General features: G+C 63.3%; 21 protein-coding genes and 1 riboswitch. Of the genes, 8 read left to right on the forward strand and 13 right to left on the reverse strand.

Features of this window, described 5'->3' with window-relative positions; all coding sequences use genetic code 11:
• Positions 1-80: 80 nt before the first annotated feature.
• Both hisI and folE read right to left on the reverse strand, forming a co-directional pair.
• Positions 81-551 carry a phosphoribosyl-AMP cyclohydrolase gene (gene hisI / locus AC0L2Y_RS29130; RefSeq protein ID WP_473561221.1) on the reverse strand — a complete coding sequence of 157 codons (471 nt, stop codon included), beginning with the start codon at positions 549-551 and terminating at the stop codon, positions 81-83.
• 35 nt (positions 552-586) lie between these two features.
• Entirely contained in the window at positions 587-1,222 is a 636-nt protein-coding gene (gene folE, locus AC0L2Y_RS29135; RefSeq protein WP_473561223.1) for a GTP cyclohydrolase I FolE, read from the reverse strand.
• Between the two features lie 240 nt (positions 1,223-1,462).
• On the opposite strand from folE, the gene AC0L2Y_RS29140 reads away from it, so the two are divergent.
• Positions 1,463-1,912: an iron-sulfur cluster assembly scaffold protein gene (locus AC0L2Y_RS29140; RefSeq protein ID WP_473561225.1), complete on the forward strand. Its 450-nt coding sequence runs from the start codon at positions 1,463-1,465 to the stop codon at positions 1,910-1,912.
• Here AC0L2Y_RS29140 and AC0L2Y_RS29145 read toward each other — a convergent pair.
• The gene (locus tag AC0L2Y_RS29145; RefSeq protein WP_352492756.1) at positions 1,909-2,823 is read right to left on the reverse strand and encodes a LysR substrate-binding domain-containing protein; all 915 of its coding nucleotides are present in this window, start codon (positions 2,821-2,823) and stop codon (positions 1,909-1,911) included. The two genes, AC0L2Y_RS29140 and AC0L2Y_RS29145, sit on opposite strands and share 4 nt — an antisense overlap.
• Positions 2,824-3,160: 337 nt before the next feature.
• Here AC0L2Y_RS29145 and yidD point away from each other — a divergent pair, with 337 nt between their 5' ends.
• The 3 genes from yidD (at position 3,161) to thrS (ending at position 6,638) form a co-directional block, all read left to right on the forward strand.
• Complete coding sequence (gene yidD, locus AC0L2Y_RS29150; RefSeq protein ID WP_473561227.1) at positions 3,161-3,535, forward strand: membrane protein insertion efficiency factor YidD; 375 nt, start codon at positions 3,161-3,163, stop codon at positions 3,533-3,535.
• A gap of 146 nt (positions 3,536-3,681) precedes the next feature.
• Complete coding sequence (blaOXA, locus tag AC0L2Y_RS29155) at positions 3,682-4,497, forward strand: class D beta-lactamase (protein ID WP_473561228.1); 816 nt, start codon at positions 3,682-3,684, stop codon at positions 4,495-4,497.
• A gap of 167 nt (positions 4,498-4,664) precedes the next feature.
• Complete coding sequence (gene thrS, locus AC0L2Y_RS29160; RefSeq protein WP_473561229.1) at positions 4,665-6,638, forward strand: threonine--tRNA ligase; 1,974 nt, start codon at positions 4,665-4,667, stop codon at positions 6,636-6,638.
• A 118-nt stretch (positions 6,639-6,756) separates the two neighbouring features.
• On the opposite strand, the gene AC0L2Y_RS29165 is transcribed toward thrS, so the two are convergent.
• The gene (locus tag AC0L2Y_RS29165; protein WP_473561231.1) at positions 6,757-7,722 is read right to left on the reverse strand and encodes a hypothetical protein; all 966 of its coding nucleotides are present in this window, start codon (positions 7,720-7,722) and stop codon (positions 6,757-6,759) included.
• Positions 7,723-7,878: 156 nt separating this feature from the next.
• Here AC0L2Y_RS29165 and AC0L2Y_RS29170 point away from each other — a divergent pair, with 156 nt between their 5' ends.
• Complete coding sequence (locus AC0L2Y_RS29170; protein ID WP_352737125.1) at positions 7,879-8,463, forward strand: nitroreductase family protein; 585 nt, start codon at positions 7,879-7,881, stop codon at positions 8,461-8,463.
• An 18-nt stretch (positions 8,464-8,481) separates the two neighbouring features.
• Here AC0L2Y_RS29170 and AC0L2Y_RS29175 read toward each other — a convergent pair whose 3' ends face one another.
• Both AC0L2Y_RS29175 and AC0L2Y_RS29180 read right to left on the reverse strand, forming a co-directional pair.
• Positions 8,482-9,363: an HpcH/HpaI aldolase/citrate lyase family protein gene (locus tag AC0L2Y_RS29175; protein WP_473561233.1), complete on the reverse strand. Its 882-nt coding sequence runs from the start codon at positions 9,361-9,363 to the stop codon at positions 8,482-8,484.
• Positions 9,364-9,366: 3 nt separating this feature from the next.
• A complete protein-coding gene (locus AC0L2Y_RS29180; protein WP_473561234.1) occupies positions 9,367-9,858 on the reverse strand; it encodes a MaoC family dehydratase in 492 nt (163 codons plus the stop codon).
• 110 nt (positions 9,859-9,968) lie between these two features.
• Here AC0L2Y_RS29180 and AC0L2Y_RS29185 point away from each other — a divergent pair, with 110 nt between their 5' ends.
• The gene (locus AC0L2Y_RS29185; RefSeq protein WP_473561236.1) at positions 9,969-11,090 is read left to right on the forward strand and encodes a DUF2336 domain-containing protein; all 1,122 of its coding nucleotides are present in this window, start codon (positions 9,969-9,971) and stop codon (positions 11,088-11,090) included.
• On the opposite strand, the gene AC0L2Y_RS29190 is transcribed toward AC0L2Y_RS29185, so the two are convergent.
• Positions 11,087-13,153 (reverse strand): FUSC family protein, encoded by a 2,067-nt coding sequence (locus AC0L2Y_RS29190; protein WP_473561238.1) that lies wholly within the window; start codon positions 13,151-13,153, stop codon positions 11,087-11,089. The two genes, AC0L2Y_RS29185 and AC0L2Y_RS29190, sit on opposite strands and share 4 nt — an antisense overlap.
• Before the next feature lie 42 nt (positions 13,154-13,195).
• Positions 13,196-15,247 carry a DNA topoisomerase IV subunit B gene (parE, locus tag AC0L2Y_RS29195; RefSeq protein WP_473561239.1) on the reverse strand — a complete coding sequence of 684 codons (2,052 nt, stop codon included), beginning with the start codon at positions 15,245-15,247 and terminating at the stop codon, positions 13,196-13,198.
• 271 nt (positions 15,248-15,518) lie between these two features.
• Here parE and AC0L2Y_RS29200 point away from each other — a divergent pair, with 271 nt between their 5' ends.
• Positions 15,519-16,688 (forward strand): GGDEF domain-containing protein, encoded by a 1,170-nt coding sequence (locus tag AC0L2Y_RS29200; RefSeq protein ID WP_473561241.1) that lies wholly within the window; start codon positions 15,519-15,521, stop codon positions 16,686-16,688.
• A 69-nt stretch (positions 16,689-16,757) separates the two neighbouring features.
• On the opposite strand, the gene gcvP is transcribed toward AC0L2Y_RS29200, so the two are convergent.
• From gcvP to gcvT, 3 genes are read right to left on the reverse strand one after another with little or no spacing between them, the layout of a single operon-like run.
• Positions 16,758-19,568: an aminomethyl-transferring glycine dehydrogenase gene (gcvP, locus tag AC0L2Y_RS29205; RefSeq protein ID WP_473561242.1), complete on the reverse strand. Its 2,811-nt coding sequence runs from the start codon at positions 19,566-19,568 to the stop codon at positions 16,758-16,760.
• 16 nt (positions 19,569-19,584) lie between these two features.
• The gene (gene gcvH / locus AC0L2Y_RS29210; protein ID WP_473561244.1) at positions 19,585-19,953 is read right to left on the reverse strand and encodes a glycine cleavage system protein GcvH; all 369 of its coding nucleotides are present in this window, start codon (positions 19,951-19,953) and stop codon (positions 19,585-19,587) included.
• A gap of 5 nt (positions 19,954-19,958) precedes the next feature.
• A complete protein-coding gene (gene gcvT, locus AC0L2Y_RS29215; protein WP_473561245.1) occupies positions 19,959-21,059 on the reverse strand; it encodes a glycine cleavage system aminomethyltransferase GcvT in 1,101 nt (366 codons plus the stop codon).
• 148 nt (positions 21,060-21,207) lie between these two features.
• A riboswitch (glycine riboswitch) is annotated at positions 21,208-21,294 on the reverse strand.
• A 214-nt stretch (positions 21,295-21,508) separates the two neighbouring features.
• Between gcvT and AC0L2Y_RS29220 the strand changes: the two genes are divergently transcribed.
• The gene (locus tag AC0L2Y_RS29220; RefSeq protein ID WP_473561247.1) at positions 21,509-22,507 is read left to right on the forward strand and encodes a hypothetical protein; all 999 of its coding nucleotides are present in this window, start codon (positions 21,509-21,511) and stop codon (positions 22,505-22,507) included.
• A 25-nt stretch (positions 22,508-22,532) separates the two neighbouring features.
• On the opposite strand, the gene AC0L2Y_RS29225 is transcribed toward AC0L2Y_RS29220, so the two are convergent.
• Positions 22,533-23,342 (reverse strand): molybdopterin-binding protein, encoded by an 810-nt coding sequence (locus AC0L2Y_RS29225; RefSeq protein WP_473561249.1) that lies wholly within the window; start codon positions 23,340-23,342, stop codon positions 22,533-22,535.
• 1 nt (position 23,343) lies between these two features.
• Positions 23,344-24,222 (reverse strand): cytochrome b/b6 domain-containing protein, encoded by an 879-nt coding sequence (locus tag AC0L2Y_RS29230; RefSeq protein ID WP_352492739.1) that lies wholly within the window; start codon positions 24,220-24,222, stop codon positions 23,344-23,346.
• Between the last annotated feature and the right edge of the window lie 58 nt (positions 24,223-24,280).

Raw genomic sequence — 24,280 nt, forward strand, 5'->3', positions numbered from 1 at the left:
ATCTCCCTTGTCCCACGGTCATCCTACAGGCGGGCCGTATCGAAATCATGAATATACGTGGCTGAAGTGCTGCGAATGGTTCATATTGATGGTGTATTGGGCTTTCGATAGGTTTTTTCCGCATCGAACAGCGGCTTGCTGCCGTCGCTGGCAAGCGTCCCTTTGCCATCGCTCAGCCCCACCGTCCGATAAAAGCATGAACGTCGGCCGGTGTGACAAGTTGCTTCATGACCCAGCACTTTGACGCGCAACCATATCGCGTCCTGGTCACAATCCGTGAGCATGTCGACGACCTGCTGGACATTGCCCGAGGTTTCGCCCTTCTTCCACAGCCCGTTGCGCGAACGCGACCAGTAGTGCGCGATGCCGGTCTCGAGCGTCAGCGCCAGCGCCTCGGCATTCATATGCGCGACCATCAGCAGCATGCCGTCTTCGACATCGGTGACCACGACAGTGACGAGGCCGGCAGCATCGAAGCGCGGTGAAAGGACCGTGCCTTCCTCGAGTGCCTTCTTGTCTGTTGGAGCTTTCGGGAATTCCAATGCCGACATTCGCCGGTCCTTATCTAGCGAAGCCGGCAAGCCGATCAGATCCTGCTGCCGCGCACCATTGTGACGAAGCGGACCTGCTCTTCGGGTGTGTCCTTGAAGACGCCGGTGAAGGTTGAGGTCAGCGTGGTCGAGCCCTGCTTGCGGATGCCGCGCATGGCCATGCACATATGCTCCGCCTCAAGCATAACGGCCACGCCGCGCGGATTGAGCACGTCCTGGATGACGCCGGCAATCTGCGCGGTCATCGCTTCCTGGGTCTGCAGGCGATGGGCGAAGATGTCGACGACGCGGGCGATCTTGGACAGGCCGACAACCTTGCCGTCAGGCAGATAGCCGACATGCGCCTTGCCGATGATCGGCACCATGTGATGCTCGCAATGCGAGTGGAAGGATATGTCCTTGACGAGGACGAGATCGTCATAGCCGGCGACTTCCTCGAAGGTGCGGCCAAGTTCCTCGGCCGGGCACATATCATAGCCGTTGAACATTTCGCTGAACGCCTTGGTGACGCGCTTCGGCGTGTCGATCAGGCCCTCGCGGTCAGGGTTGTCGCCGGTCCAGCGCAACAAGGTGCGCACGGCGGCTTCGACTTCGGCCTCGCTCGGCCGGTCGGTGACCGGCTTTTCCATATAGGCGGACCGCGGCATGAGTTTCTTGATAACGGCGTCCATAAAGGCGTCTCCCGTAGTTCCTCTCTCAGGAGGAACGAGTTGAACGGACCACGACCTTTCGGGTGTCAGAAACTCGCCCGGTTTCCAGCCCGTAAGTGGCGTGAACAGAATTGGGTATGACGAGGTTTGTGGTCGCCTTGTCGATACCCGACTATCGCCATTATATATGTTCGTGCCGAGCGAAAGGAAGACGCCAGAGCGGCAATGACTGTTCGCTGGGCGGCGACGGATTGGAAAAATATGATCGACGATGTCTACAATGCGAAAATTCTGGGTTTTGCCGGAAACATCGCACGGATCGGCCGGCTCGAGCGGCCCGACGCAACCGCACGAGCACATTCCAAGCTGTGCGGCTCGACGGTGACCGTCGATCTGAAGATGGATGATGGCGTCGTCAGCGATTTCGCGCATGATGTGAAGGCCTGTGCGCTTGGCCAGGCGTCGTCTTCGATCATGGCGCAGCATGTCGTCGGCGCCAGCGCCGAAGAATTGCGCAGCGTGCGCGAGACGATGCTGAAGATGCTGAAGGAAAATGGCCCGCCGCCCGAAGGCCGCTTCGCCGACCTGAAATACCTGGAACCGGTGCGCGACTACAAGGCGCGCCACGCCTCGACCATGCTGACGTTCGACGCAGTGGTCGATGCGATCGGCCAGATCGAAAAAAAGAAGCGGGCGGAAGAGGCGGCTTAGATCTCGGCAAGGAAACGCCGGCTTTCGGCGAATTCCGCCCGGACCCAGTCGGCAAAAGCCCTGGCCGGCTCGGAAAGGTCATTCAGCCTTCTGGCCACCAGCCAATAGGCGCCGGACGCGACGTCGATGTCGAAAGGCTTGACCAGCGCGCCGGACGCAAGTTCTTCGCCGATCTGCAAAAGATCGCCCAGCGCGACACCATGTCCAAGCAAGGCTGCCTGCTTCGAAAGCGAAGCATCCGCCAGCATCGGACCACGCGCAGGCACGGTATCAGCCGTGACGCCCGCCGCTTCGAACCAGCGCGCCCAAGCCTGACGGTTTTCTTCGTGCAGCAATGTATAGCGACCAAGGTCGATCGGCTTTTCCAGAGCTGGGCCGGATGCAAGAAGCGCCGGCGACAGAACTGGTGAATCGACGACCGCGGCAAGCTGTTCGGCTTCGCTGCGTGGCCATGAGGTGGCGTGCGCACTGAAGCGTAGGGCAAGTTCGGGCTGATCGCTGCGAAACTCTATCAACCTCGGGTCGACCTCAAGGGAAACGTCGATATCGGGTCGCAACTCGCGAAAGCGGTTGAGCCGCGGCACCAGCCATACGGATGCAAGCGACGGCTCGACGCTGACACGGACCACGGACTGCGTCGGGGCCGCCGTCAATTCCGAAAGCAGCCTGTCGATGCCCTCGAAACTTCTGACCAACTGGTCGAGCAGCCGCCGGCCGGTGTCGGTCAACTCGACGCGGCGATGATGGCGGAAGAACAGAGGTTGGCGCAGGAAGGCTTCGAGCTCGCGGATCTGGCGGCTGATCGCCGCCTGCGAAACATAAAGCTCCTCGGCCGCACGGCTGAAGCTCAGGTGACGACCGGCTGCTTCGAAGCTTCTGAGAGCCGTCAGGGGGAGGTGTCCGCGCTTCATTCGCATAACTCAGAGTTATCTGACGTGGACGTTATACTCGTTTGAACAGCAAGGCCAGCGGCGCTCTAATCGGTGCTCAAGGAGTGCCGCTATGATCCAGTTTCTCAATATTCTGGGCGATGTCGTGCGGATCGCGACGTTTCAACGGTACGACGAGAAACCGCGTAGGGATCGGTGCGAGGAGAGGCCACCGACTGGCGTCGCCGTATGCCGGAAGCCGACGCCCGACCGCTGCCCGGTTCGCCGTACCAGGCCATGATGGGATTGCCGGACGGCATTGCGTTCCTGGCCCGATGCGCACATCTATCGTGTAGGGAAACGCGATGTGGAGACTGCAGTGGTCGGCCAACATCGGCAAGCGCACGGCGCCGGGCCGATTCGACAAGGACGCAATTGGCCCGGCCCGTGGCGCAAGACGCCGGGCCGCCTCCTCGGCACGTCGCTCGTCCGGCTCTACCAGCTGACGCTGTCCGGCTTCGTCGGCAATTCCTGCCGGCATCTGCCGACCTGTTCCGAATATACGCACGAGGCGATCGCCCGGCATGGGCTGTGGGCCGGTGGCTGGATTGGGTTTTTCCGGGTGCTGCGCTGCGGGCCGTTTGGCACGCACGGCATCGACCGCGTGCCTGATGTGCTGGGCGATCGCTACCTCTGGTTCACGCCATGGCGGTACTGGCTGATCGGGAAAAAACGTGGCGACCTGGACAGCTGAACGCAACTGTTCGGTACACAACCGGACCGCCTTTACGATCTGGTAGGGTTAACCGAAGCTTGCGCGGACATAGCGCATTTAAGACAAAATCGAGACAAGACGCCTCGCTAAGCCGCTCCTGACACCCCTTCAGGAGAGATTACCAAATGCGCCGGATAGATCGTCTTCCCTTCGTTTTCGCCGTGGTTCTCTATGTCCTGGCGTGGCTGTTGGGTTTTCCGATCCGTGCGCAATCGGCGCCGCTCGCGGACGTCGAATGCACGCTGATCGTCGACGCCGCAAGCGGCGAGACGCTGTATCGCCAAGGGACCTGCAACCAGCGCTTCAGCCCCGCCTCGACATTCAAGGTTCCGCTGGCGCTGATCGGCTATGACGCCGGAATCCTGAGCGACGAGCACACGCCGAGCTGGGAGTACAAGGCGGAGTTCAACGCGCCGAAACGGGACCGCAAGACCGTCGACCCGACGATTTGGGAAAGGGATTCGGTCCTTTGGTTCTCACGCGAGATTACGCAACAGCTCGGCAGCAAACAGTTTGCCGGCTATGTGTCCAGATTGGACTATGGCAACACCGACGTCTCCGGCACTGCCGGCAGGAATGACGGACTCACCCATTCCTGGGTGAACTCTTCGCTTGAGATATCGCCGATCGAGCAGGTCGATTTCCTGCGCAAGCTGCTGGCGCGGAAACTGCCGGTCTCGGACAAGGCCCATGCGATGACCAGTGCGATTGTCCCGACCTTCCGGGCAGGCGGCTGGACGGTGCAGGGCAAGACTGGAACGACCAGGCTTGGCGACAGCGCCGACAAGCGCTCGCTTGGCTGGTTTGTCGGCTGGGCGCAGACGGACGCCCGCAAGATCGTCTTTGCCCGCCTGGTAGTCGATACGAAACGTTCCGACACGCCAAAGGGGCTCAAGACGCGGGCGATGTTCCTGAAAGAGCTGCCGAATCTCCTCAGGTGACCTACATCCGGCTTTACGGCGCCGAAAACTGTCCATAAAAGACCGCTCGCCGCCGGACGCATCCGGCACTTACTGATGCATGTCGTAGCCCCAAAACCGCTAGGCAGTTTTGGGCGACATGCATTTCACCACCCGCGCTCGTTTGCGGGACTGGATAGGAGAATCTTATGCTGAATTCCGTTTCCCTGACATTTCCCGATGGCTCCGTCCGCGACTATGACGCGGCGATGACCGGCGCCGGCCTGGCGGAATCGATCTCGAAGTCGCTGGCCAAAAAGGCCGTCGCCTACAGCATCGACGGCACGCTGCGCGACCTTTCCGACCCGATCGGCAGATCAGGCAAAGTCGAGATCATCACCCGCGAGGACCCGCGTGCGCTGGAGCTCATCCGCCACGACGCAGCGCATGTGCTGGCCGAAGCCGTGCAGGAACTTTGGCCGGGAACGCAGGTGACCATCGGGCCGGTGATCGAAAACGGATTCTACTACGATTTCGCCCGCAACGAGCCGTTCACGCCCGACGATTTCCCGGTGATCGAGAAGAAGATGCGCGAGATCATTGCGCGCAACAAGCCGTTCACCAAAGAGGTCTGGTCGCGTGAAAAGGCGAAAAAAATCTTTGCCGACAAGGGCGAGCGCTACAAGCTCGAGTTGATCGACGCCATCGCCGAGGATCAGGACCTCAAGATCTATGCACAGGGCGACTGGTTCGATCTTTGCCGCGGCCCGCATATGGCCTCGACCGGCCAGATCGGCAACGCCTTCAAGCTGATGAAGGTCGCCGGCGCCTATTGGCGCGGCGACAGCAACAACCCGATGCTGACCCGCATCTACGGCACGGCCTGGGCCGATCAGGCGCAGCTCGAGGCCTATCAGACGATGCTGGAGGAGGCCGAGAAGCGCGACCACAGGAAGCTCGGCCGTGAGATGGACCTGTTCCATTTCCAGGAGGAAGGCCCCGGGGTCGTGTTCTGGCACGCCAAGGGCTGGAGGATGTTCCAGAACCTGGTCAATTACATGCGTCGCCGCCTCGACGAGCAGGGCTATCAGGAGGTCAACGCGCCGCAGGTGCTCGACAAGAGCCTGTGGGAGACGTCAGGCCACTGGGGCTGGTACCGAGACAACATGTTCAAGGTGACGGTGGCCGGCGACGACACCGACGATGACCGGGTGTTTGCGCTGAAGCCGATGAACTGCCCCGGCCACGTCCAAATCTTCAAGCACGGGCTGAAGTCCTACCGCGATCTCCCGGTAAAACTTGCGGAATTCGGCAATGTGCATCGCTATGAGCCGTCCGGCGCACTGCACGGGCTGATGCGCGTGCGCGGCTTTACCCAGGACGACGCCCACATCTTCTGCACCGAGGAACAGCTCGCCGACGAGTGCATCAAGATCAACGACCTGATCTTGTCGACCTATGCCGATTTCGGCTTCGACGAAATCACCGTCAAGCTGGCGACCCGCCCCGAAAAACGGGTCGGCACCGACGCGATGTGGGATCATGCCGAGGGCGTGCTGCAGGACGTGCTCGACAAGATCGCGGCGCGGTCGGGCAACCGGATCAAGACGGGCGTCAATCCGGGCGAGGGCACGTTCTACGGGCCGAAGTTCGAATATGTGCTGAAGGACGCCATAGGCCGCGACTGGCAATGCGGCACGACGCAGGTTGATTTCAACCTGCCGGAACGGTTCGGCGCCTTCTACATCGGCTCGGATTCGGAAAAGAAGCAGCCGGTGATGGTGCATCGCGCCATCTGCGGCTCGATGGAGCGGTTTCTCGGCATCCTGATCGAGAATTATTCCGGCCATTTCCCGCTCTGGTTTGCGCCGCTGCAGGTGGTGGTGGCGACGATCACTTCCGATGCCGACGATTACGCGCGAAAGGTCGTTGCGCAGCTGAAGGCGGCCGGGCTGATCGCCGAAGCAGATCTGCGCAACGAGAAGATCAACTACAAGGTCCGCGAGCATTCGCTGGCCAAGGTCCCGGTCATCCTCGTCTGTGGCAAGCGCGAGGCCGAGGAAGAAACGGTCAATGTCCGCCGTCTCGGGTCGCGCGACCAGGAATCGCTCGGCCTCGCAGCTGCCGTGAGGCTGCTTGCCGACGAGGCGGTGACACCCGACCGCAAGCGCCGCGCAGCCTGAGCCTGCCGACCTGCAATGAATGGCGGTGGAGCAATCCACCGCCATTTTTCATGTGCCTGTCACGCCGCGCCCAGTTGCCGGCGCGACGCATGCGCAAGGCAGCTTAGACAGGCAGGGCTCAGTCGGCGCTTTCCTCGGAATCGATGGCCGAAGCCTCGGTGGCCAGAACTTCGATGTCCTGGTTGTGTCCGGCAACCACGGTAAAATCCTTCTGGTAGATGCGGTCGCGGTTCTTGGCGATGATGGTGTAGTCGCCCTCGGCCAGCACCATCGAGGCGAAGGCGCCGACGGTTTCCTTGATCGGATCGCCGGACTCGTTGAGCAGCGACCAGGAGGTGTCGGCGATCGCCTCGCCGCCTGACTCGCGCACCAGCTTCATGGTCATCTCGGCCGCACGGTGCTCGACGGTCGCTTCGGTCAGCTTGCCGGCCTCGACGCGGATGTCGGAGCGGATGACCGCGTTCACCGCACCATAAGTCGACACGACATGGTAGGTGCCGGCATTGAGCCGCACGACGCTGTTCGGCTCGACATCGGGTATGATCAGAGCGCGATCGCCATCGGCCGCGGCGTGGCTCTCATAGATCGAAAAGCGCAGCTTCTTCGGCGGTATGCGCACTCCTCCCGACAGCACGGCATCGAGCTTGAGGCCGCCGGCATCGAGCACGAGGCTCTCGCGCTTGGCTTCCTTGCCGACTGTGATGCGCTTGGTGGCGCCGGCCCGCCCGTAGGAGGCGTGGACCAGATACGAACCCGGCTCGAGCTGGAATACGGCGGTGCCGCCATGAGCCGAGGCGACCATCGGCAGCTTGCCGTCGCTGGCCGATTCGGGCTTGAAGACGCGCCAGACGATGCCGCGCGTGATGTCGGCGCCCTTGTCGGTCAATTGCGCCGACAGCGTGATTGCCCCGCTGCTCCCCAACGCCAGCGATGTCTCGCTTTTTGGAGGCGCATAGCCCGAAATTCCGGGAAGTTTCAGCTCGCCGAGGCCGTCCACATCCTGGGCGACGGCAAGCGAAACCGGCACCATCAACAGTGCGGCAGCGACCCATATCAGGAAAAGACGCAATGTCCCCTCAAACATGCCTTGCGTTGAAGCCCAAGGCGGTGGCAATTTCAAGGCTTAAGAGTCCGGTCGGCTTCTGCTACAGGGCTCTTTGTCCGGCGCGCCGCGCCAATGCCCAAGCCGCCCGATGTCCCGATGGTGCGCTTCAGCTCAAATTCCAGGAGACTTGCGCCCATGGCGTCGCCGATCATCGATTTTCTGCTGACCCGAAATTCCGCGCCGATCCCGGATTTGAAAGAACCGGCACCCGGCGATGCGGAGATTGCGACGATGATCGCCGCAGCCTCGCGGGTGCCGGACCATGGCCGGCTGGAGCCCTGGCGTTTCATCTTGTATCGCGGCGAAGCTCGCATCGAGATCGGCAAGAAGCTGGCGGCACTTGCCGAACAGCGTGAAGGGCCGCTGCCGGAAGGCCGCCGCAACCAGGAATTGGCGCGCTTTTCGCGGGCGCCGCTGGTCATCGGCGTGATCTCGATCCCCAGGGAAAATCCAAAGATCCCGCAATGGGAGATGTTCCTGTCCGGCGGCATGGCGGCGATGAACCTGATGCTTGCCGCCAATGCGCTGGGCTACGGCACCAACATGATCAGCAACTGGTATTCCGACGTGCCCGAGGGCAGGGCGATCCTCGGCCTGGCCCCGCATGAGCGGGTCGTCGGTTTCGTCCATATCGGCTCCTATCAGGGGCCAGCGCCGGAACGACCACGGCCCGATCCGGCAAAGCTCTATGCCGATTATTCGGGGCCGTGGGTGGGATAATTTCGGCGCGGAACAGTCTTAAGCGCCAAGCCCAGCTACCCTGGCCCGCGCCAGGAGCCGCTCGGCGAGCTTGAGATGCGGCCGGTCGTACATCTTGCCGTCGATGCCGACGACGCCTGGATTTCCTGCCGCCTTGAACGCCTCGACGATCGCCAGGGCGCTTTTCACCGCTTGCGCCGAAGGCGTGAAAGCAGCGTTGATGACCGGCACCTGCGCCGGATGGATCGCCATCTTGCCGGTGAAGCCGTCGCGCTCGGCCTCCGCGCATTCGGCCTCGAAGCCTGCCATGTCACGAAAGTCCGGAAAGACTGTGTCGATCGCCGCGACCTCCGCGGCACTTGCGGCGAGGATGGTCATGGTGCGGGCGAGGCGGAACACAACCGTGTAGCGGCCGTTCTCGTCGCGCGCGGCGCGCGCGCCGATTGCCGCCGACAAATCCTCCGCGCCCCAGGTGACGCCGGCAAGCCGCGCGCTTGCACGGGCGTAGGTCGCTGCTGCCAGAACGCCGGCGGCGGTTTCAGTGATGATCGGCAGGATCCTTATAGCTCCATCCGGCAGGCCGCTTTCAGCTTCGTGCACCCTGAGCTTGGCCGAGAGATGCTGGACATCCAGTCCGCCGTTCGACTTAGGCAGCATGATGCCGTCTGGTTTTGCTGGCACGAGCGCCGCCAGATCGTCGTCGGTCAGTCCGGTCGAAAGGTCATTGACGCGCACATAAATCAAGGAGCTGGTTCGGTGCCTGTGTGCGGCGATGAAACGCGCCGCTGTATCGCGCGCCAGACCCTTGTTCTGCGCGGCAATCGAATCCTCGAGGTCGACGATGACCACGTCGGCGCCCACGTCAAAGCCCTTCTCCAGCTTCTTTTCCGAATCGCCGGGAACGAAGAGCAGAGAACGCATCGGCTATGCCTTTTTCATCATCATGGCTTGCCTCGTGCATTTGGCAACCAGCACGTCGTTCTGGTTATAGGCGCGATGCTCGAACTCGACGATGCCGCGGTCCGGTTTCGATCTGGAATCGCGTACCGAAACCACCGTGGTCTCGACGCGAATGGTGTCGCCATGGAAGACGGGGTGCGGAAACACCGTCTCCCTCATGCCGAGATTGGCGATAGTGGTGCCGACGGTAATGTCGTTGACCGAGATGCCGATCATCAGGCCAAGCGTGAACAGCGAATTGACCAAGGGCTTGCCCCATTCGCTCTTGGCGGCGAAGTCGAAGTCAATGTGCAGCGGCTGCGGGTTCAGCGTCATCACCGAAAACAGCATGTTGTCGCTTTCGGTCACGGTCTTGCGCAGCGTGTGCTTGAACACATGGCCGACAACGAACTCCTCAAGGTAAAGTCCGGCCATTGTCGATCTCCTCCGCTGCTTAAGGGTTGATAGGCGTTGCATACCGGGCTCGCAAGCCAGTTAACGAACATGGTGAACCGTTCGTAAACCATTTGTGCCTACGGTCTCGACAGGGGCCAGAAGCGTTCTGGCAAAGGGCGTAAGCAGGCGACATGGTCGTTTCGCATTTCCTGAAATGGATCCACACGGCGAAGGTGTCGGAGCGCGCTGCGGCGGCAAGCGCGCTGGCTCGCGCCTATGTCGACTCGGACTTGCCTTTCGAGGACCGCTGCGCTGCCGAGGCGGCGCTGACATTGCTGCTCGATGACGCATCGTCGAAGGTGCGGCTGGCAATCGCCGACGCGCTTTCCATGAGCCACTACGCGCCGCCGCAGATCGTCAGCGCGCTGGCTTCGGACCAGCCCGAGGTGGCCGCGTTGGTACTGGCGCGGTCGCCGCTGCTTACCGATGCCGACCTGATCGATCGGGTTGCCGGCGGCCAGAAGGCGACGCAGAAGGTGATCGCCGACCGGCCACGCCTCTCGATGTCGGTTGCGGCGGCGATCGCCGAGATCGGCGAGCCGGAGGCCTGCGCCACGCTGCTCGCCAACAGCGGCGCCGACATCGCATCGATCAGCTTTCGCCGCATGGCCGAGCGGCACGGCCATCTGCCTCTGGTGCGCGAGGCGCTGATTGCCGACGCACGCCTGCCCGCCGATTGCCGGCATTTGCTGCTGGTCAAAGTGGGCGAGACGCTCAAGGGCTCGCCGCTGGTGCTGGCGCTGATGGGCGCCGCCAGGGCTGAGCGCGTCACCCGCGATGCCTGCGTCAAAGCTTCCGTGACATTGATCGAAGGCACGCGTGCCGAGGAACATACAGCACTTGTCGAACATCTGCGTCTGCGCGGCGACCTGACCGCAAGCTTCGTCATCCGCACCATCGCCCACGGCAAGGTCGACTTCTTTGGTTCGGCCCTGGTCGCGCTCAGCCAGCAGTCCGAACAACGGGTGAGCGCACTGCTGGCCGGGGGGCATGACATAGCGTTGCAGGCACTGTTCCGCAGCGCCGGGCTTGCCGCCGCCACCCACGCCATCATCCTGCGTGCGCTGAAGGTCTGGCGCGAGGTCGCCAATGGCAAACGCCTCGCCGGCGTCCAGGAAGTCAGCTGGCTGATGCTGAAGGAATTGGGCGGGCAGTCCGCCGAAGGCGATCTCGCCCGGCTGGTCAAGTCGATCCATCTCGACGCGCTGCGCGAGAACGCACGCGGCCACGCGCTGGCGATCGCGGCTGCTTAAACCCGGTCCTTCGCGAAAAAATCCGGAAAATCTTCGATCGCGGCGGCAATGATGCGCAGCGAGGCGGCGATATGCAGCATTTCGGCTGCTTCGCTTCGCTCCGCGATGCCAGCTGCATATTGCCTGGCGACGGCGACGGTCGCCGTCGGCGGCTCGCCGGACCGCCTGAACAGCAGTTCGCGCGCCAGACCGCGCAGGAAATTGGCGATGGAAAGTGCTGTTTCAGGCGGGATCGCGGAACTCTGTTGCGCGTTGCGCAGCCGCAGGATTTCGAGGCCGACAGTAACGGCAGCAATGCCGCCGGCGAGAACGGCGTCGCCTTTCTCGCCGGCGTTCTGCAGCAGCGGCATCAACTGATTGACCCGATCATAGGCAAGGCTCTCGAAAGCCAGCCGCCGCGGCATACGCTCATGTAGACAGAGGCGGGCAAGATCTTCGCGCATGGCTTGCAGGATGCGGTTGACGGTGACCCAGGGGCCGGCGGGCAGCACGATGGCGAAGACGCCGATCGCCAGAAGAATGCCGACCAGGACCGATGCCGAATTGGCGAAGAACGGAAACGGATCGTAGGTCATCGCCTGATGTGGGCTGAGGAAGGCGAGGAAATTGATGGCAAAGGCCGTTGCCACGCCGACATAGCGCGGATTGGCCATGCCCAGTGCCGCTGGTACCAGGATCGGGACGACAATGACCATGAACCAGCCGAAGCCTGGCAAAACCGGAAGCGCCAACTGGCCGATGAGAAACGCAAAGGGCAGGGCGAGCAACGTGCCCTCGAAGAAGTTCCATGCCGACCGGATTGGATCGGGGCGAGCGGCGAACAGGCTGGAGACGACGGCGACGAGAATGACCGTGCCCGTCGCGCCCGACCATTTCGTCGCCAGCCAGAGGCCGGCGACCAGGAGCGTGGCGATTGCTGCGCGCACGGCATTGCGCGATGCCGCACGGTAATCGCGGTGCACCACCAGCGCCGGCTGCCGCCGTTCGCGACTGGCACGAGACGGGGGAGAGCGGAGTGCATCCAGGCCGCGCAGCACTTGCTGCATGGCCTCGGCGAAGTCGGCGGCAATGGTTAGGCGGGTGACAGTGCCAGCCCAGTCAATGTCTTGCCCGGCCGCGACGTCAGGCATCTGCCGCGCCTTGCCGGCGATTGCGTCGAGCCGCGCCACCCAGGGCGCCGTATCGTCCAGCGCGCCCGACTTGGCTACCAGTTCGCCGACAACGGCCTGCAACTCGGCGCGAACGGGGATGAGGGCTGCATTCTTCGGAGCGGCATGGCCATGCAGCGCACGCGCCGCTGACAGCGCCGACAGAAGCTGACCGATGGTACGCCGGACCGGATAGGCGCGGGTGGCGAGGCTAGGCCCCTCCAGCCTTGCGTAGGTGCGCATCTCGCCGAGCGTCTGGACATCGCCGATCAGCTTGCGGTGCAGCCCGGCAAGCTTTTCCGCATCGCCGCCGGAAAAAGCGCCGTCCGCGTAGGCCGCCAGGTCGAGAATGCTGCGTTTCAGTCTTGAGATGATGGCGTCGGCGGCCAGTTTCGGCAGGATCAGCCGGCTGGTCAGCGCAGCGCAGGCGATACCAAGCACGATTTCCGCGCAGCGCGCCACGGCGAGATCGATGACGAGGTGCGGCTGGCCGAAAGCCGGCAGGCCGATGATCATCGCGGTGTAGCCGGCAAGCGCCGCGCCATCGGCCTCCGGATTGCGTAGCAGCGACGAGACCAGCGTGCAGAAGCCGATCCAGACGGCAAGAAGTGCAACCAGCAACCACGAGTTGGCACCGAAAACAGTGGTAATGCCGATCGCCGCCAGCGCGCCGGCAAGCGTGCCGAGGAGACGATAAAACCCCTTCGCCAGCACCATGCCGGCGACCGGCTGTGCGACGATGAACACCGTCATCATCGCCCATTGCGGGTGGTCGAGCTTCAGCGCATAGGCGGCCAAAAGCGCGATGAGGCCGGCCGAAACGGTGCGCAGGGCAAAAATCCAGTCCGAGCGCGTCGGCCGCGTCAGGCCAGCGATCCGCGTGCCGATATCGTCCTTCAGCCGCGCCCAGATCAAGTGCTCGTCTCCAGCTCAGAAGGCCAAGCTAGCGGCGGGAGCTCAGATATCCAGCACTTCCGTCTCGGCGAATTCCGCGCGTTCCTGGATGAAGCGGAAGCGGGCCTCAGGTTTGGTCCCCATCAATGCGTCGACCGCATCCTTGGTCGCCGCCTCGGCGTCGATCACATCGACCCTGAGCAGCGTGCGCTTTTTCGGGTCCATGGTGGTTTCCTTGAGCTGGGCAGCCATCATTTCGCCCAGCCCTTTGAAGCGGCCGATTTCGACCTTGCCGCGCCCGGTAAATTCGGTGCGCAAAAGTTCGTCCTTGTGCGCGTCGTCGCGGGCATAGGCGACCTTGCCGCCCTGCCGGATCGAATAAAGCGGCGGCACCGCCAGATAGAGATGGCCGCCGCGGACTAGGCTTGGCATCTCCTGGTAGAAAAAGGTGATCAGCAGCGAGGCGATATGGGCGCCGTCGACGTCGGCATCGGTCATGATGATGACCCGGTCGTAACGCAGGTCCTCGTCGCGGTATCTCGAGCGCGTACCGCAGCCAAGCGCCTGGATGAGGTCGGATATCTGCTGGTTGCCGGCCAGCTTGTCGCTGCCGGCGCTGGCGACGTTGAGGATCTTGCCGCGCAGCGGCAGCACCGCCTGGCTGGCGCGGTCGCGCGCCTGCTTTGCCGAACCGCCGGCCGAATCGCCCTCGACGATGAAGAGCTCGGCACCGGCGGCAGCATTCTGCGTGCAATCGGCGAGCTTGCCGGGCAGGCGCAGCTTGCGCACCGCACTCTTGCGCGACACTTCCTTTTCCTGGCGGCGGCGCACCCGCTCGTCGGCGCGCGCGATCACCCATTCGAGCAGTTTCGACGCTTCCTGCGGATTGTCGGCCAGCCAGTGGTCGAATGGGTCGCGGATAGCGCTTTCGACGATGCGGATCGCCTCGATCGTCGCCAGCCTGTCCTTGGTCTGGCCGACGAATTCCGGTTCGCGGATGAACACCGACAGCATGCCCGCCGCCGAGATCATCACATCCTCGGATGTGACGATCGAAGCGCGCTTGTTGCCGACCAGGTCGGCATAAGCGCGCAAGCCGCGTGTCAGGACGTTGCGGAAGCCGGCCTCATGCGTGCCGCCCTCGGCGGTCGGAATGGTGTTGCAATAGGAATTTATGAAACCGTCGCCGCCGAACCAGGTCACGGCCCATTCGAGCGAGCCGTGACCGCCCTGCTTCTCGCTCTTGCCGGCGAACATTTCACGGGTCACCTGGAATTCGTCGCCGAGCGAGGCTTTCAGATAGTCCTTGAGGCCGCCCGGAAAATGGAATTCTGCCTTGGCCGGCGTCGTGTCCTTTTCCTTGATCAGCGAGGGATCGCAGGTCCAGCGGATTTCGACACCGCCGAACAGGTAGGCCTTTGACCGCGCCATGCGGTAGAGCCGCGCCGGCTCGAAAGCAGCACCCTTGCCAAAAATCTGCTCGTCTGGATGGAAGCGGATCTTCGTGCCGCGGCGGTTGTGCACCTCGCCGAGCTGCTCAAGGCCGGTCACCGGAACGCCTCGCGAGAAGCGCTGGCGATAGAGCTTGCGCCCAATCGCGACCTCGACCTCGAGATGGTCGGACAGCGCGTTGACGACGGAAACGCCGACACCGTGCAGGCCGCCGGACGTCTCGTAAACCTTGCTGTCGAACTTGCCGCCTGAATGCAGCGTCGTCATGATGAGTTCGAGCGCCGGCTTCTTGAATTTCGGGTGCGGATCGACCGGAATGCCGCGGCCATTGTCGGTAACTGACAGGTATCCGTCGGCGGACAGCTCGACATCGATGAAGGTCGCATGGCCGGCGACTGCCTCGTCCATCGAATTGTCGATGACCTCGGCAAACAGATGGTGCATCGCCTTGTCGTCGGTGCCGCCAATGTACATGCCCGGGCGCCGTCGCACCGGCTCCAGCCCCTCCAGCACCTCGATGTCGGCGGCACTGTAGCTCTCGCTGGCGTCGCGGGGCGCCGGCCGCTTCGCCGCCTGCACCAGCGGGTCGGCCGGGCGCGCGGCGGCGCGAGCCGGCTGCGGCTGCTTGTCCAATTTGGCGAAAAGGTCGTTGTTGTTGTCCATGCCGATCCTGGATTCCGATGCTGCGAATCACCACGCGATACTGCCACGCTTTTCGCGGGCAGGCGACGGAGGTTCCTGTTACGTTCGAGGATAGAGCCTCTTACTGCAAAACCATTCGGCAGCCAAGCGGCGGAAATGGGGTCGAAGTTGGAGCATCGACGTTTTGTAAACCCTGTCCGAAGGTTACGCCGGAAGATTGGCTAAAAAAGGTATTTGCGGACTGTCGCTGACCTAGAATGCAGCGGAACCCTCAAGAGGCTGTCGCTTAAACATGTTGGATTACAGTTCGCTCCTGCTCGCGGCGGCGCTGTCGGGCACGTGCCTCAGCATCACCATGTTTGCGATCTGGTTCAGCGCGCCACAGGCACGCTTTGTGCTGACGGTGGCGTGCGGCATTCTCGTGCTTGTCGCACATGTAGTGTTGTTCTGGCATTACACTAGGGATCCAAGCGCCTGGCTTTGCCAGATCGTGCTTGTGCTTCTCAGCCTCGGCTTCCTGATTATCTGCCTGTCGGCCATGCAATATCTCAGCATAGGCGACTACAGGCGCGCCATCTTGCCGACCTTGGTTGCGATGGCTGTTTGCACGGGCGCGACGTATCTCGGGTTTGATGGTGTCGGCTTTATCGTCACCTACGCCACGGTAACGGCGCTGCTCTCGCTCATCGGGGCGATGTTCTGGATTGAGGGTGGTCACGATCGCCGGATATTGCTGGTCGTCTCGTTCCTGAGCGGCGTCTGTGCCCTGTCGTTCGGACTTTGCGGCGCGGTCCTGCTGGTCAAGGGCCAATGGGTGCTCGGTGTTGCGCCCGACAATTGGGCCGAGCGGGTGAATTCCGTCGTGGCCGTCGCCTGCATGACCGGGCTCGGCGCATTGACGCTCTCCCTGCACCATTTGCAGGCGCAGATCGAATTGAAGGCCGAGACGATGACCGATCCACTGACCGGGCTGATGAACCGGCGGGCGTTGACGGCACTCTACGGCGAGCGGGTCTTCGGTCCGTTCATGTCCGTCGCCATGTTCGACCTTGACCATTTCAAGAGGACGAACGACGTATTCGGTCACCCGGTCGGCGACCAGGTTCTGCGCCGCTTTGCCGCCGTCATCAGGAAATACGCCCGGACCGGCGTCGACGCCTTCCGGTTGGGCGGAGAGGAATTCGTGCTCGTCATGTCGCGGATGACGGAAGAGAAGGCCTATGACGTTGCGAGCAAGATCAGCGTCGCCTTCGGCACGGAAGTCGTAGCCACCCAACTTGGTCCGTTGCGAAGCACAGTCAGCGGCGGCATCGGCTTTGGCGGAACAAGCGGCACCGGTCTCGACGATGTGCTGGCCGAAGCCGACGCAGCACTCTATGCGGCAAAGCGCGCCGGGCGAAATCGCGTCGTCGTCCGGGACCGGGCGAGCAAGGCCGACGGGCCGGCCTTGCGTTCTGCCTGATGAGATTTCTATCTTCTTGTTAGACCACGATCTTGTCCGAAAACCGGGTTCCGCTTTTCGGGATCTGGTCTACTCCGCCGCGCCAAGATATTCCGATAGCGGCGGACAGGAGCAGACAAGGTTGCGGTCGCCGGCGACGTTGTCGATGCGTGACACCGGCGGCCAGTATTTTGCCGCCGTATCGGCATCGCCGGCGGGGTAGGCCGCCTCCAGACGCGAATAGGGATGGGTCCACTGGCCGGCCAATGCCTCGGCGGCGGTGTGCGGCGCGTTGACCAGAGGATTGTCGGCCAACGGCCATTCGCCCTTCGCCACCTTGGCTGCCTCGCCGGCTATGGCGATCATGGCCTCGCAGAAGCGATCCAGCTCGCGCTTGGGCTCGGACTCGGTCGGCTCGACCATCAGCGTGCCGGCGACCGGGAACGACATGGTCGGCGCGTGGAAGCCATAGTCGATCAGCCGCTTGGCGATGTCGTCGACGCTGATGCCGGCGCTGTCCTTGAGCACGCGGGTGTCGAGGATGCATTCATGCGCAACGCGTCCGTTGCGCCCCTTGTAAAGCAGGGGGAAATGCTCGCCAAGCCGCGTCGCCACATAGTTGGCGGAGATGATCGCCGTCTCGGTCGCCTGCTTCAGGCCGGAAGCGCCCATCATGCGGATATACATCCAGGTGATCGGCAGGATCGAGGCGCTGCCGAACGGTGCCGCCGCCACGGCATGGGCCGAGCCTTCGGTGATGTGGCCGGGCAGATATGGCTTCAGGTGCGCCTTGACGCCAATCGGCCCGACACCGGGGCCGCCGCCGCCATGCGGGATGCAGAAAGTCTTGTGCAGGTTCATGTGGCAGACATCGGCGCCGATATCGCCGGGACGGGCGAGGCCGACCAGCGCGTTGAGATTGGCGCCGTCGAAATAGACCTGGCCGCCATGGCTGTGGACGAGGGCGCAGAGGTCGCGCGCGCCTTCCTCGAAGACGCCATGCGTCGAAGGATAGGTGAACATCAGCGCCGCGAGATTATGCGCATGCTCGGCCGCCTTGGCCTGCAGGTCGTCCATGTCGACATTGCCGTCCTCGGTGCAGCGCACGACGACGACGCTCATGCCGGCCATGGCCGCACTTGCGGGATTGGTGCCATGCGCCGAGGACGGGATCAGGCAGACGGTGCGATGGGCTTCGCCGCGTGACAGATGATAGCCGCGAATGGCGAGCAGCCCGGCATATTCGCCCTGGCTGCCGGCATTGGGCTGCAGGGTCACCGCGTCGAAGCCGGTGATCTCAGCCAGCCAGCCTTCCAGCTCGTCGATTATGGCGCGATAGCCTATCGAATGATTTGCCGGCGCGAAGGGATGCAGGTTGGCGACATCAGGCCAGCTCACCGGCATCATTTCGGCGGCGGCGTTGAGCTTCATGGTGCAGGAGCCGAGCGGGATCATGGCGCGGTCAAGCGCCAGGTCCTTGTCGGCCAGCCGGCGCAGGAAGCGCATCATGTCGGTTTCCGAGTGGTTTTCGCGGAAGACGGGCTGGGTGAGGAACTCCTTGCCGCGCGGTTTTCCTGGCATGGAACTGCCGGCGGCAACGCCGGCCTTGGCGCCGAAAAGTGCTGCGATTGCCTCCAGATCGGCTTCGGTGGAGGTCTCGTCGAAGCTGACGCCGACATGGTCGGCGTCGATGACGCGCAGCAGCCGGCCGGTCTTTTCTGCGGCGGCGGCAATCGCGCCAGCACTGCCCCTCACTTCCACGGTCACCGTGTCGAAGCGGCTTTCGCCGACCACCGAAACGCCCGCTGCCTCGAGGCCGGCAGCCAGGCGGTTGGCCAGCGTGTGGACGCGGCCGGCAATCGCCTGCAGCCCGGCAGGGCCGTGCCAGATCGCATAGGCCGTCGCCATATTGGCGAGCAGCGCCTGTGCGGTGCAGATGTTGGACGTCGCCTTGTCGCGGCGGATATGCTGCTCGCGTGTCTGCAAAGCGAGGCGATAACCGGGACGGCCCTTGCTATCCGTCGACTGTCCAACGAGCCGGCCGGGCATCAGCCGCGTCAGCCTGTCGGAGACGGCGCAATAGGCGGCGTGCGGCCCGCCAAAGCCCATCGGCACGCCAAAACGCTGCATCGGGCCGACGGCGATGTCGGCGCCAAGCCTGGCCGGCGCAACGGTCAGCGTCAGGCCAAGCGGGTCGGCGATGAAGACGACCAGCGCGCCGGCAGCACGGGCCTTGTCGATTGCTGCCTTGTGGTCGCCATAGACGCCGAACGTATCGGGCCAGGAGACCAGCAGGGCGGCGGTGTTGTCGTCGATCACCTCGCCGTCCACTTCGATACCGAGCGGCTCGGCGCGGGTGCGCACGACGTCCAGCGTCTGCGGGTGCGGCGTGCCGGCCAGTGCCACCTTGGTGCGCTTGTCGCGATGATGGCGGAGCGCAATGCCGACAGCTTCGGCTACCGCTGTCGCCTCGTCGAGCAGCGAGGCCGATGCTACCGGCAGGCCGGTCAGTTCCGTCACCAGCGTCTGGAAGTTGAACAGCATTTCCAGCCGGCCCTGGCTGATCTCGGCTTGGTAAGGCGTGTAAGCGGTATACCAGGCCGGGTTCTCGAAAAGGTTGCGCTGGATCACCGGCGGCACATGGACGCCATGATAGCCGGCACCGATGAAGCTCTTCAGCACCGTGTTCTTTGCCATCGTCGCCGCGAGCTCGGTCAGCGCTTCCGCTTCGCTTGCCGGGGCGGGCAGGGCCAGCGGCCGGTCAAGCCGGATCGACTTCGGCACTGCCTGGCTGATCAGCGTCTCGACCGAAGGAACGCCAATCGTCGCCAGCATGGCTCTGACGTCATGGAGGCCCGGGCCGATATGGCGAGCCGAGAAGGGGTAGGGTGCTGCGGTCATCTTCCTGGTCCTGCTATCAACCAATATGGGCATTGTAGGCGGCTTCATCGAGGAGCCCGTCGAGCTGGTTTTCATTGGCCAGCTTCATCTTCCACAGCCAGCCGTCGCCGGTTGCCGCCGAATTGACGAGCGAAGGATCCGATGACAGCGCGGTGTTGGCTTCGGTGATCTCGCCGTCGGCCGGCGCGTAGACGTCCGATGCCGCCTTGACCGATTCGACCACTACGGCCGTATCGCCCTTGGCCAGCTTTTTCCCCGGCTCCGGCAGTTCGACAAAGACGAGATCGCCGAGCTGCTGCTGTGCGTAGTCGGTGATGCCGACCGTGGCGATGCCACCCTCGACGCGCAGCCATTCGTGATCTTCGGTGAAATAGGTCTTTGCCATTGAAATCATCCTTTGCGGTAGCGATGCGGCGTGAAGGGCAAGGGGTGGATGTCGACCGGGATTTTCGTCCCGCGGACATCGGCGAACAGTTTTGCGCCGGATTTGGCAAGCGGCGTCTGGACGTAGCCCATGGCGACCGGATGACCGGCCGAGGGGCCGAAGCCGCCTGAGGTGACATGGCCGGCAGGGTTGCCGTCGGCATCGAAAAGGGCAGCACCGGCGCGCACCGGCTGGCGGCCTTCCGGCCTCAGGCCGACGCGTTTTTGCGCCGGGCCGCGCTCCAGGATGGCGCGCAGCGCATCGGCGCCGATGAAGGTGCCAGAGGCGCGAACCTCCTTGGGGATCGCCCACATCAGCCCGGCGCTGGCCGGATCGATCTCCGGCGTGATGTCCAGCCCGTGCAGGCACAATCCGGCTTCGAGGCGCAGGCTGTCGCGGGCGGCAAGGCCGATCCACATCAACCGCTCGTCCTCGAGCAGCCTGGTGACGAGGTTTCGCGCATCCGCTTCCGGCAGACCGATCTCGAAGCCGTCTTCACCGGTATAGCCAGACCGGCTCATGAACCATTTCTCGCGCGGCTCGATACCGTGCATGAACACCAGCGAACCGGTCTCGATGCCGGCGCGGGAGAGGGCGGCCCACGCCTCGGGGCCCTGGACGGCCAGGAAGACGCGGTCGAGCGCGTCCACTTTTACATCGAAATCCCCGGCCAATGCGCGCAGATGTTTTTCGTCGGCGGCGGCATTGCCGGCATTGGCGACCATCATGAAGCGCTCGGCGCCGAGCCTGGTGACGATCAGATCGTCGAGTATCCCGGCCGCCTCGTTGAGGAAGAACGTGTATTTGGACTGGGAAACCTCAAGCGCGCCTGCATCGAACGGGCAGGCGCGGTTCAGAAGCGCTGCTGCCCCCGGACCGCTGATTTCGAACAGCTTCATGTGCGAGATGTCGAACAGGCCGGCATGCTCGCGGCTGTGAAGGTGCTCCTTCATCACGCCGGCCGGATAGGTCAGCGGCATCGACCAGCCGGCGAAGGCGCCAAAGCGCGCACCGGCTGCCACATGCAGATCTTCGAGGGGAAGGTGTTTGGTGTCGTCGCCCGTCATGTCATCTCCAGAGTCGCACGCAAGCGGCCGCGAATGGCGACCAGTCCGTGCCCCTCTGTCTGAAGCCTGAGAGACTCGCGCCCCGTAACTCTGTCGGCAGCGCTTACACCTTCGGCGCGGGGGCAAGCCCCGACTTTCCAGAGTGTCTTTCCCGTCTACGGTTCTTTTGCCTGAGAGATTTCGGGCGATTTCCCCTTCGGCGGCAGCTCTCGCTGCTCTCTCCCGCAAACAGGTAGGACTCGGTCAGGAGCCCTCGACTCGTCATCCATAGCCCGTGGACGACACCTTGTCACCTGCCAGCGACGTTTTTACTGGCCAGTCTTCTGCGGGCCTTCTTTACAGGCAAGACAGGCAAGCCTTCGCTAACCACGCCGCTTGCCGGTTTCTCAAGACCTTGCCGATATACCGGATAAGGGCCGGCAATTACCGGCGGCGGGGCGGGGAAGAAAATGGGCGAATTGATCATGAGCGCGCCGGTGGCCGGGCTGACTTCGAAAAATCGGATCACGGCGGAAGACGTGATCATGCTGCGCCGCGAAGTGTTCGGCGACGGCGTGGTAACGCGCGGCGAGGCCGAGGCGCTGTTTGCGCTCGATGCAACGGCGAGGGACAAATGCGCGGAATGGCTCGAGTTTTTCGTCGAGGCCGTCACCGACTTCATCGTCCACCAGGAAAAGCCGGCGGGCTATGTTTCGCAGGACAATGCCGACTGGCTGATCCGGACGATTTCGCGCGACGGCATGGTCGACAGCCAGACCGAACTCGAGCTGCTGGTGCATGTGCTGGAAGTTGCCAAATCATCGCCGAGCAGGCTTTCCGGCTATGCGCTGGAGCAGGTCGCTCATGCGGTCGTGGGCGGCAAGGGGCCGCTAATGGCCGGCGGCAGGCTTATCCCTGGGTCGATTGCCAAGGCTGAGGTCGAGCTGTTGCGCCGCATTCTTTACGCCTATGGCGGCGATGGCAACATCGCCATCAGCCGCGCCGAGGCCGAGGTACTGTTCGAGATCAACGAGCGGACAGCGGCGGGCGACAACGATCCGTCCTGGAACGATCTGTTTGTAAAGGCGATCGCCAATTTCGTCATGTGTTCGGCCGGCTACGAACCGCCGGTGCGCGACGTGGCGCTGCGCCGGGATTCGTTCTTCGAGCAGGCCGATCCGGAGATCGGCGGTTTCTTCAGCCGTATGGTGTCGGGTGGCCTGTCCGGCATTATGGAGGCCTATCGCTCACCGGGCGACGTCGAGGCCGAATGGGAATCGAGGAACAAGGCAGCCGAGGCTCTGGCCCGCCGCGCCGAGACGGTCGATGCCGGCGAGGCCAAATGGCTTGCTGAACACATCGGCGACCGGCCGCTGCATGAGAACGAGCGCGCGTTGCTGACGCTGATCAAGCATGCCTCGCCGGAAATCCATCCGGCGCTCAAACCGCTGATCGACAAGGTCGCCTGAACAAAAGGCACTAAATCGTCGGTCGTCAGATACCGCCGTACCAGTCGTAGCCATTGTCCTCCCAATAGCCGCCTCTGCCGCCGCCGATATTGGCGAAGCCGTCGACCAGCTCGATCTTGTAGAGATATTTCGGCATCTTGTAGCCGAGTTGGCGCTCGACGCGGACGCGCAGCGGCGCGCCGTTTTCGACCGGCAACGGCTTGCCGTTGAGGCCATAGGCAAGGATCGTCTGCGGATGACGGGCATCGACCAGGTCGATCGAGCCGTAATATTTGATATCGCCGGCAAGGCTGCGGTCGATCGTATCGAGGCAGTGGAACATGACGTAGCGCGCCTGCGGCTTGACCACGGCCTGGTCGAGCACCAGCGACAGCGGCGTGCCGGTCCATTTGGCAATGCAGCTCCAGCCTTCGACGCAGTCGTGGCGGGTGATCTGGGTGCGGCTCGGCATGTTCATCAGCTGCTCGCGGCTCAGCGACAGCGGTTTTTCGACGAGGCCTGAAACCTCCAGCCGCCAGTCGGCGAAATCGCTGGCGAGCAGGCCCTTGTAGAAGTCGTCGTCCGGTGCGGTGACACCGTTCGGCCGCTGCGGCTGGCGAATGTCGGCCTCGGTGAACTCCGGCGCCAGCGCATCGCGGCCGGCAAGCAGCCGCTGCGCCCGCCAGGTCAGGCCATTGGCGCTTTCGAGGAAGCTGCGCAGGCCGTCGCCGACGCCAAGCTGGCTGTCGAAGGCGTCGCAGCCCGACAGCATGATGCCGGAAAGGCCGAGGCTGGCCGAAGTCAGGAATTTCCTTCGGCTTATCTGTAGCTCGGGGCTGATCTCGAATTTCGCCATGTCAGGCACTCCTCTCTGGCGCATTGTCGCCATGAGCCGGCGGGTCGGTTCGGTACCAGCCGGTGATGATGGAGCGCAGCTCGTTGATCGGGCCGGCGGCCAGGATCATCAGGATGTGGATAATGAAGAAGGCGACGAGCAGCAGCATCACCGTGAAGTGGATGGTGCGCGCCGTCTGCCGGCCGCCGAGCAGGTCGTTGAGGAACGGCAGCACCGAATCCATGCTCGGCGACATGGCAAGGCCGGTGATGATCATCAGCGGCAGCAGCACGAACAGCACGCCGCCATAGGCCATCTTCTGCAACGTGTTGTAGTCGCGCGTGTGATGGAACCTGAGCTTGGCGTGCTCGGCAATGTCTCGCGGCAGGCGCCTGAAATCATCGAGGCGCGGAGCAAGATCGCGGCGCAAATGGCCGTTGATCAGGCTGGCGACCAGCCAGACCAGCAGCGTGGTGGTCAGCACCCAGGCAAAGAAGAAATGAACGACGCGCGCGGTGCCGAGATCGTAATAGGAAGGGATCGTCGCCCAGGACGGGAAGGCGCGGGAGGTCTCCTGGCCGGCCGGACCCGACCAGCCGAGCACGCCGGTGGTATCGAAGCGCTTGCCGAAGATCTCGGTATAGCCGCGCGGGCCGCTTGCGGTGTTCTCGGCGCCGATGGCGAAGATGGTGTTGTTGTAGCCAAAACCCGACTCCTTGCCGATATAGAGCTGCGGACGGGCGTTGAAGATCTGCAGGCCGGAAAGCAGCATGAAGAACAGCGCGATCGCCCACAGCCAATGCGTCAGCCGCGTCCAGCGCGACTGGCGATAGATCAGCGTCGCATCGCTCGGCGCGGCGGTATCTGCTCCGGCGGCTTGGTTTCTGGCAAGCGATTCCATCTGTTGTTCCCTCCGGCCGCGTGTTCGCCGCGGCCTGTCAGATCCCTTCTCCTCCCAA

It is taken from the genome of Mesorhizobium sp. WSM4830 (assembly GCF_055811495.1).

Bases quoted from the DNA above. Each gene is read 5' to 3' on its own strand.
- hisI (WP_473561221.1), bottom strand. From the start codon at position 551: ATGTCGGCATTGGAATTCCCGAAAGCTCCAACAGACAAGAAGGCACTC.
- folE (WP_473561223.1), bottom strand. From the start codon at position 1,222: ATGGACGCCGTTATCAAGAAACTCATGCCGCGGTCCGCCTATATGGAA.
- AC0L2Y_RS29140 (WP_473561225.1), top strand. From the start codon at position 1,463: ATGATCGACGATGTCTACAATGCGAAAATTCTGGGTTTTGCCGGAAAC.
- AC0L2Y_RS29145 (WP_352492756.1), bottom strand. From the start codon at position 2,823: ATGAAGCGCGGACACCTCCCCCTGACGGCTCTCAGAAGCTTCGAAGCA.
- blaOXA (WP_473561228.1), top strand. From the start codon at position 3,682: ATGCGCCGGATAGATCGTCTTCCCTTCGTTTTCGCCGTGGTTCTCTAT.
- thrS (WP_473561229.1), top strand. From the start codon at position 4,665: ATGCTGAATTCCGTTTCCCTGACATTTCCCGATGGCTCCGTCCGCGAC.
- AC0L2Y_RS29165 (WP_473561231.1), bottom strand. From the start codon at position 7,722: ATGTTTGAGGGGACATTGCGTCTTTTCCTGATATGGGTCGCTGCCGCA.
- AC0L2Y_RS29170 (WP_352737125.1), top strand. From the start codon at position 7,879: ATGGCGTCGCCGATCATCGATTTTCTGCTGACCCGAAATTCCGCGCCG.
- AC0L2Y_RS29175 (WP_473561233.1), bottom strand. From the start codon at position 9,363: ATGCGTTCTCTGCTCTTCGTTCCCGGCGATTCGGAAAAGAAGCTGGAG.
- AC0L2Y_RS29180 (WP_473561234.1), bottom strand. From the start codon at position 9,858: ATGCAACGCCTATCAACCCTTAAGCAGCGGAGGAGATCGACAATGGCC.
- AC0L2Y_RS29185 (WP_473561236.1), top strand. From the start codon at position 9,969: ATGGTCGTTTCGCATTTCCTGAAATGGATCCACACGGCGAAGGTGTCG.
- parE (WP_473561239.1), bottom strand. From the start codon at position 15,247: ATGGACAACAACAACGACCTTTTCGCCAAATTGGACAAGCAGCCGCAG.
- AC0L2Y_RS29200 (WP_473561241.1), top strand. From the start codon at position 15,519: ATGTTGGATTACAGTTCGCTCCTGCTCGCGGCGGCGCTGTCGGGCACG.
- gcvP (WP_473561242.1), bottom strand. From the start codon at position 19,568: ATGACCGCAGCACCCTACCCCTTCTCGGCTCGCCATATCGGCCCGGGC.
- gcvH (WP_473561244.1), bottom strand. From the start codon at position 19,953: ATGGCAAAGACCTATTTCACCGAAGATCACGAATGGCTGCGCGTCGAG.
- gcvT (WP_473561245.1), bottom strand. From the start codon at position 21,059: ATGACGGGCGACGACACCAAACACCTTCCCCTCGAAGATCTGCATGTG.
- AC0L2Y_RS29220 (WP_473561247.1), top strand. From the start codon at position 21,509: ATGGGCGAATTGATCATGAGCGCGCCGGTGGCCGGGCTGACTTCGAAA.
- AC0L2Y_RS29225 (WP_473561249.1), bottom strand. From the start codon at position 23,342: ATGGCGAAATTCGAGATCAGCCCCGAGCTACAGATAAGCCGAAGGAAA.
- AC0L2Y_RS29230 (WP_352492739.1), bottom strand. From the start codon at position 24,222: ATGGAATCGCTTGCCAGAAACCAAGCCGCCGGAGCAGATACCGCCGCG.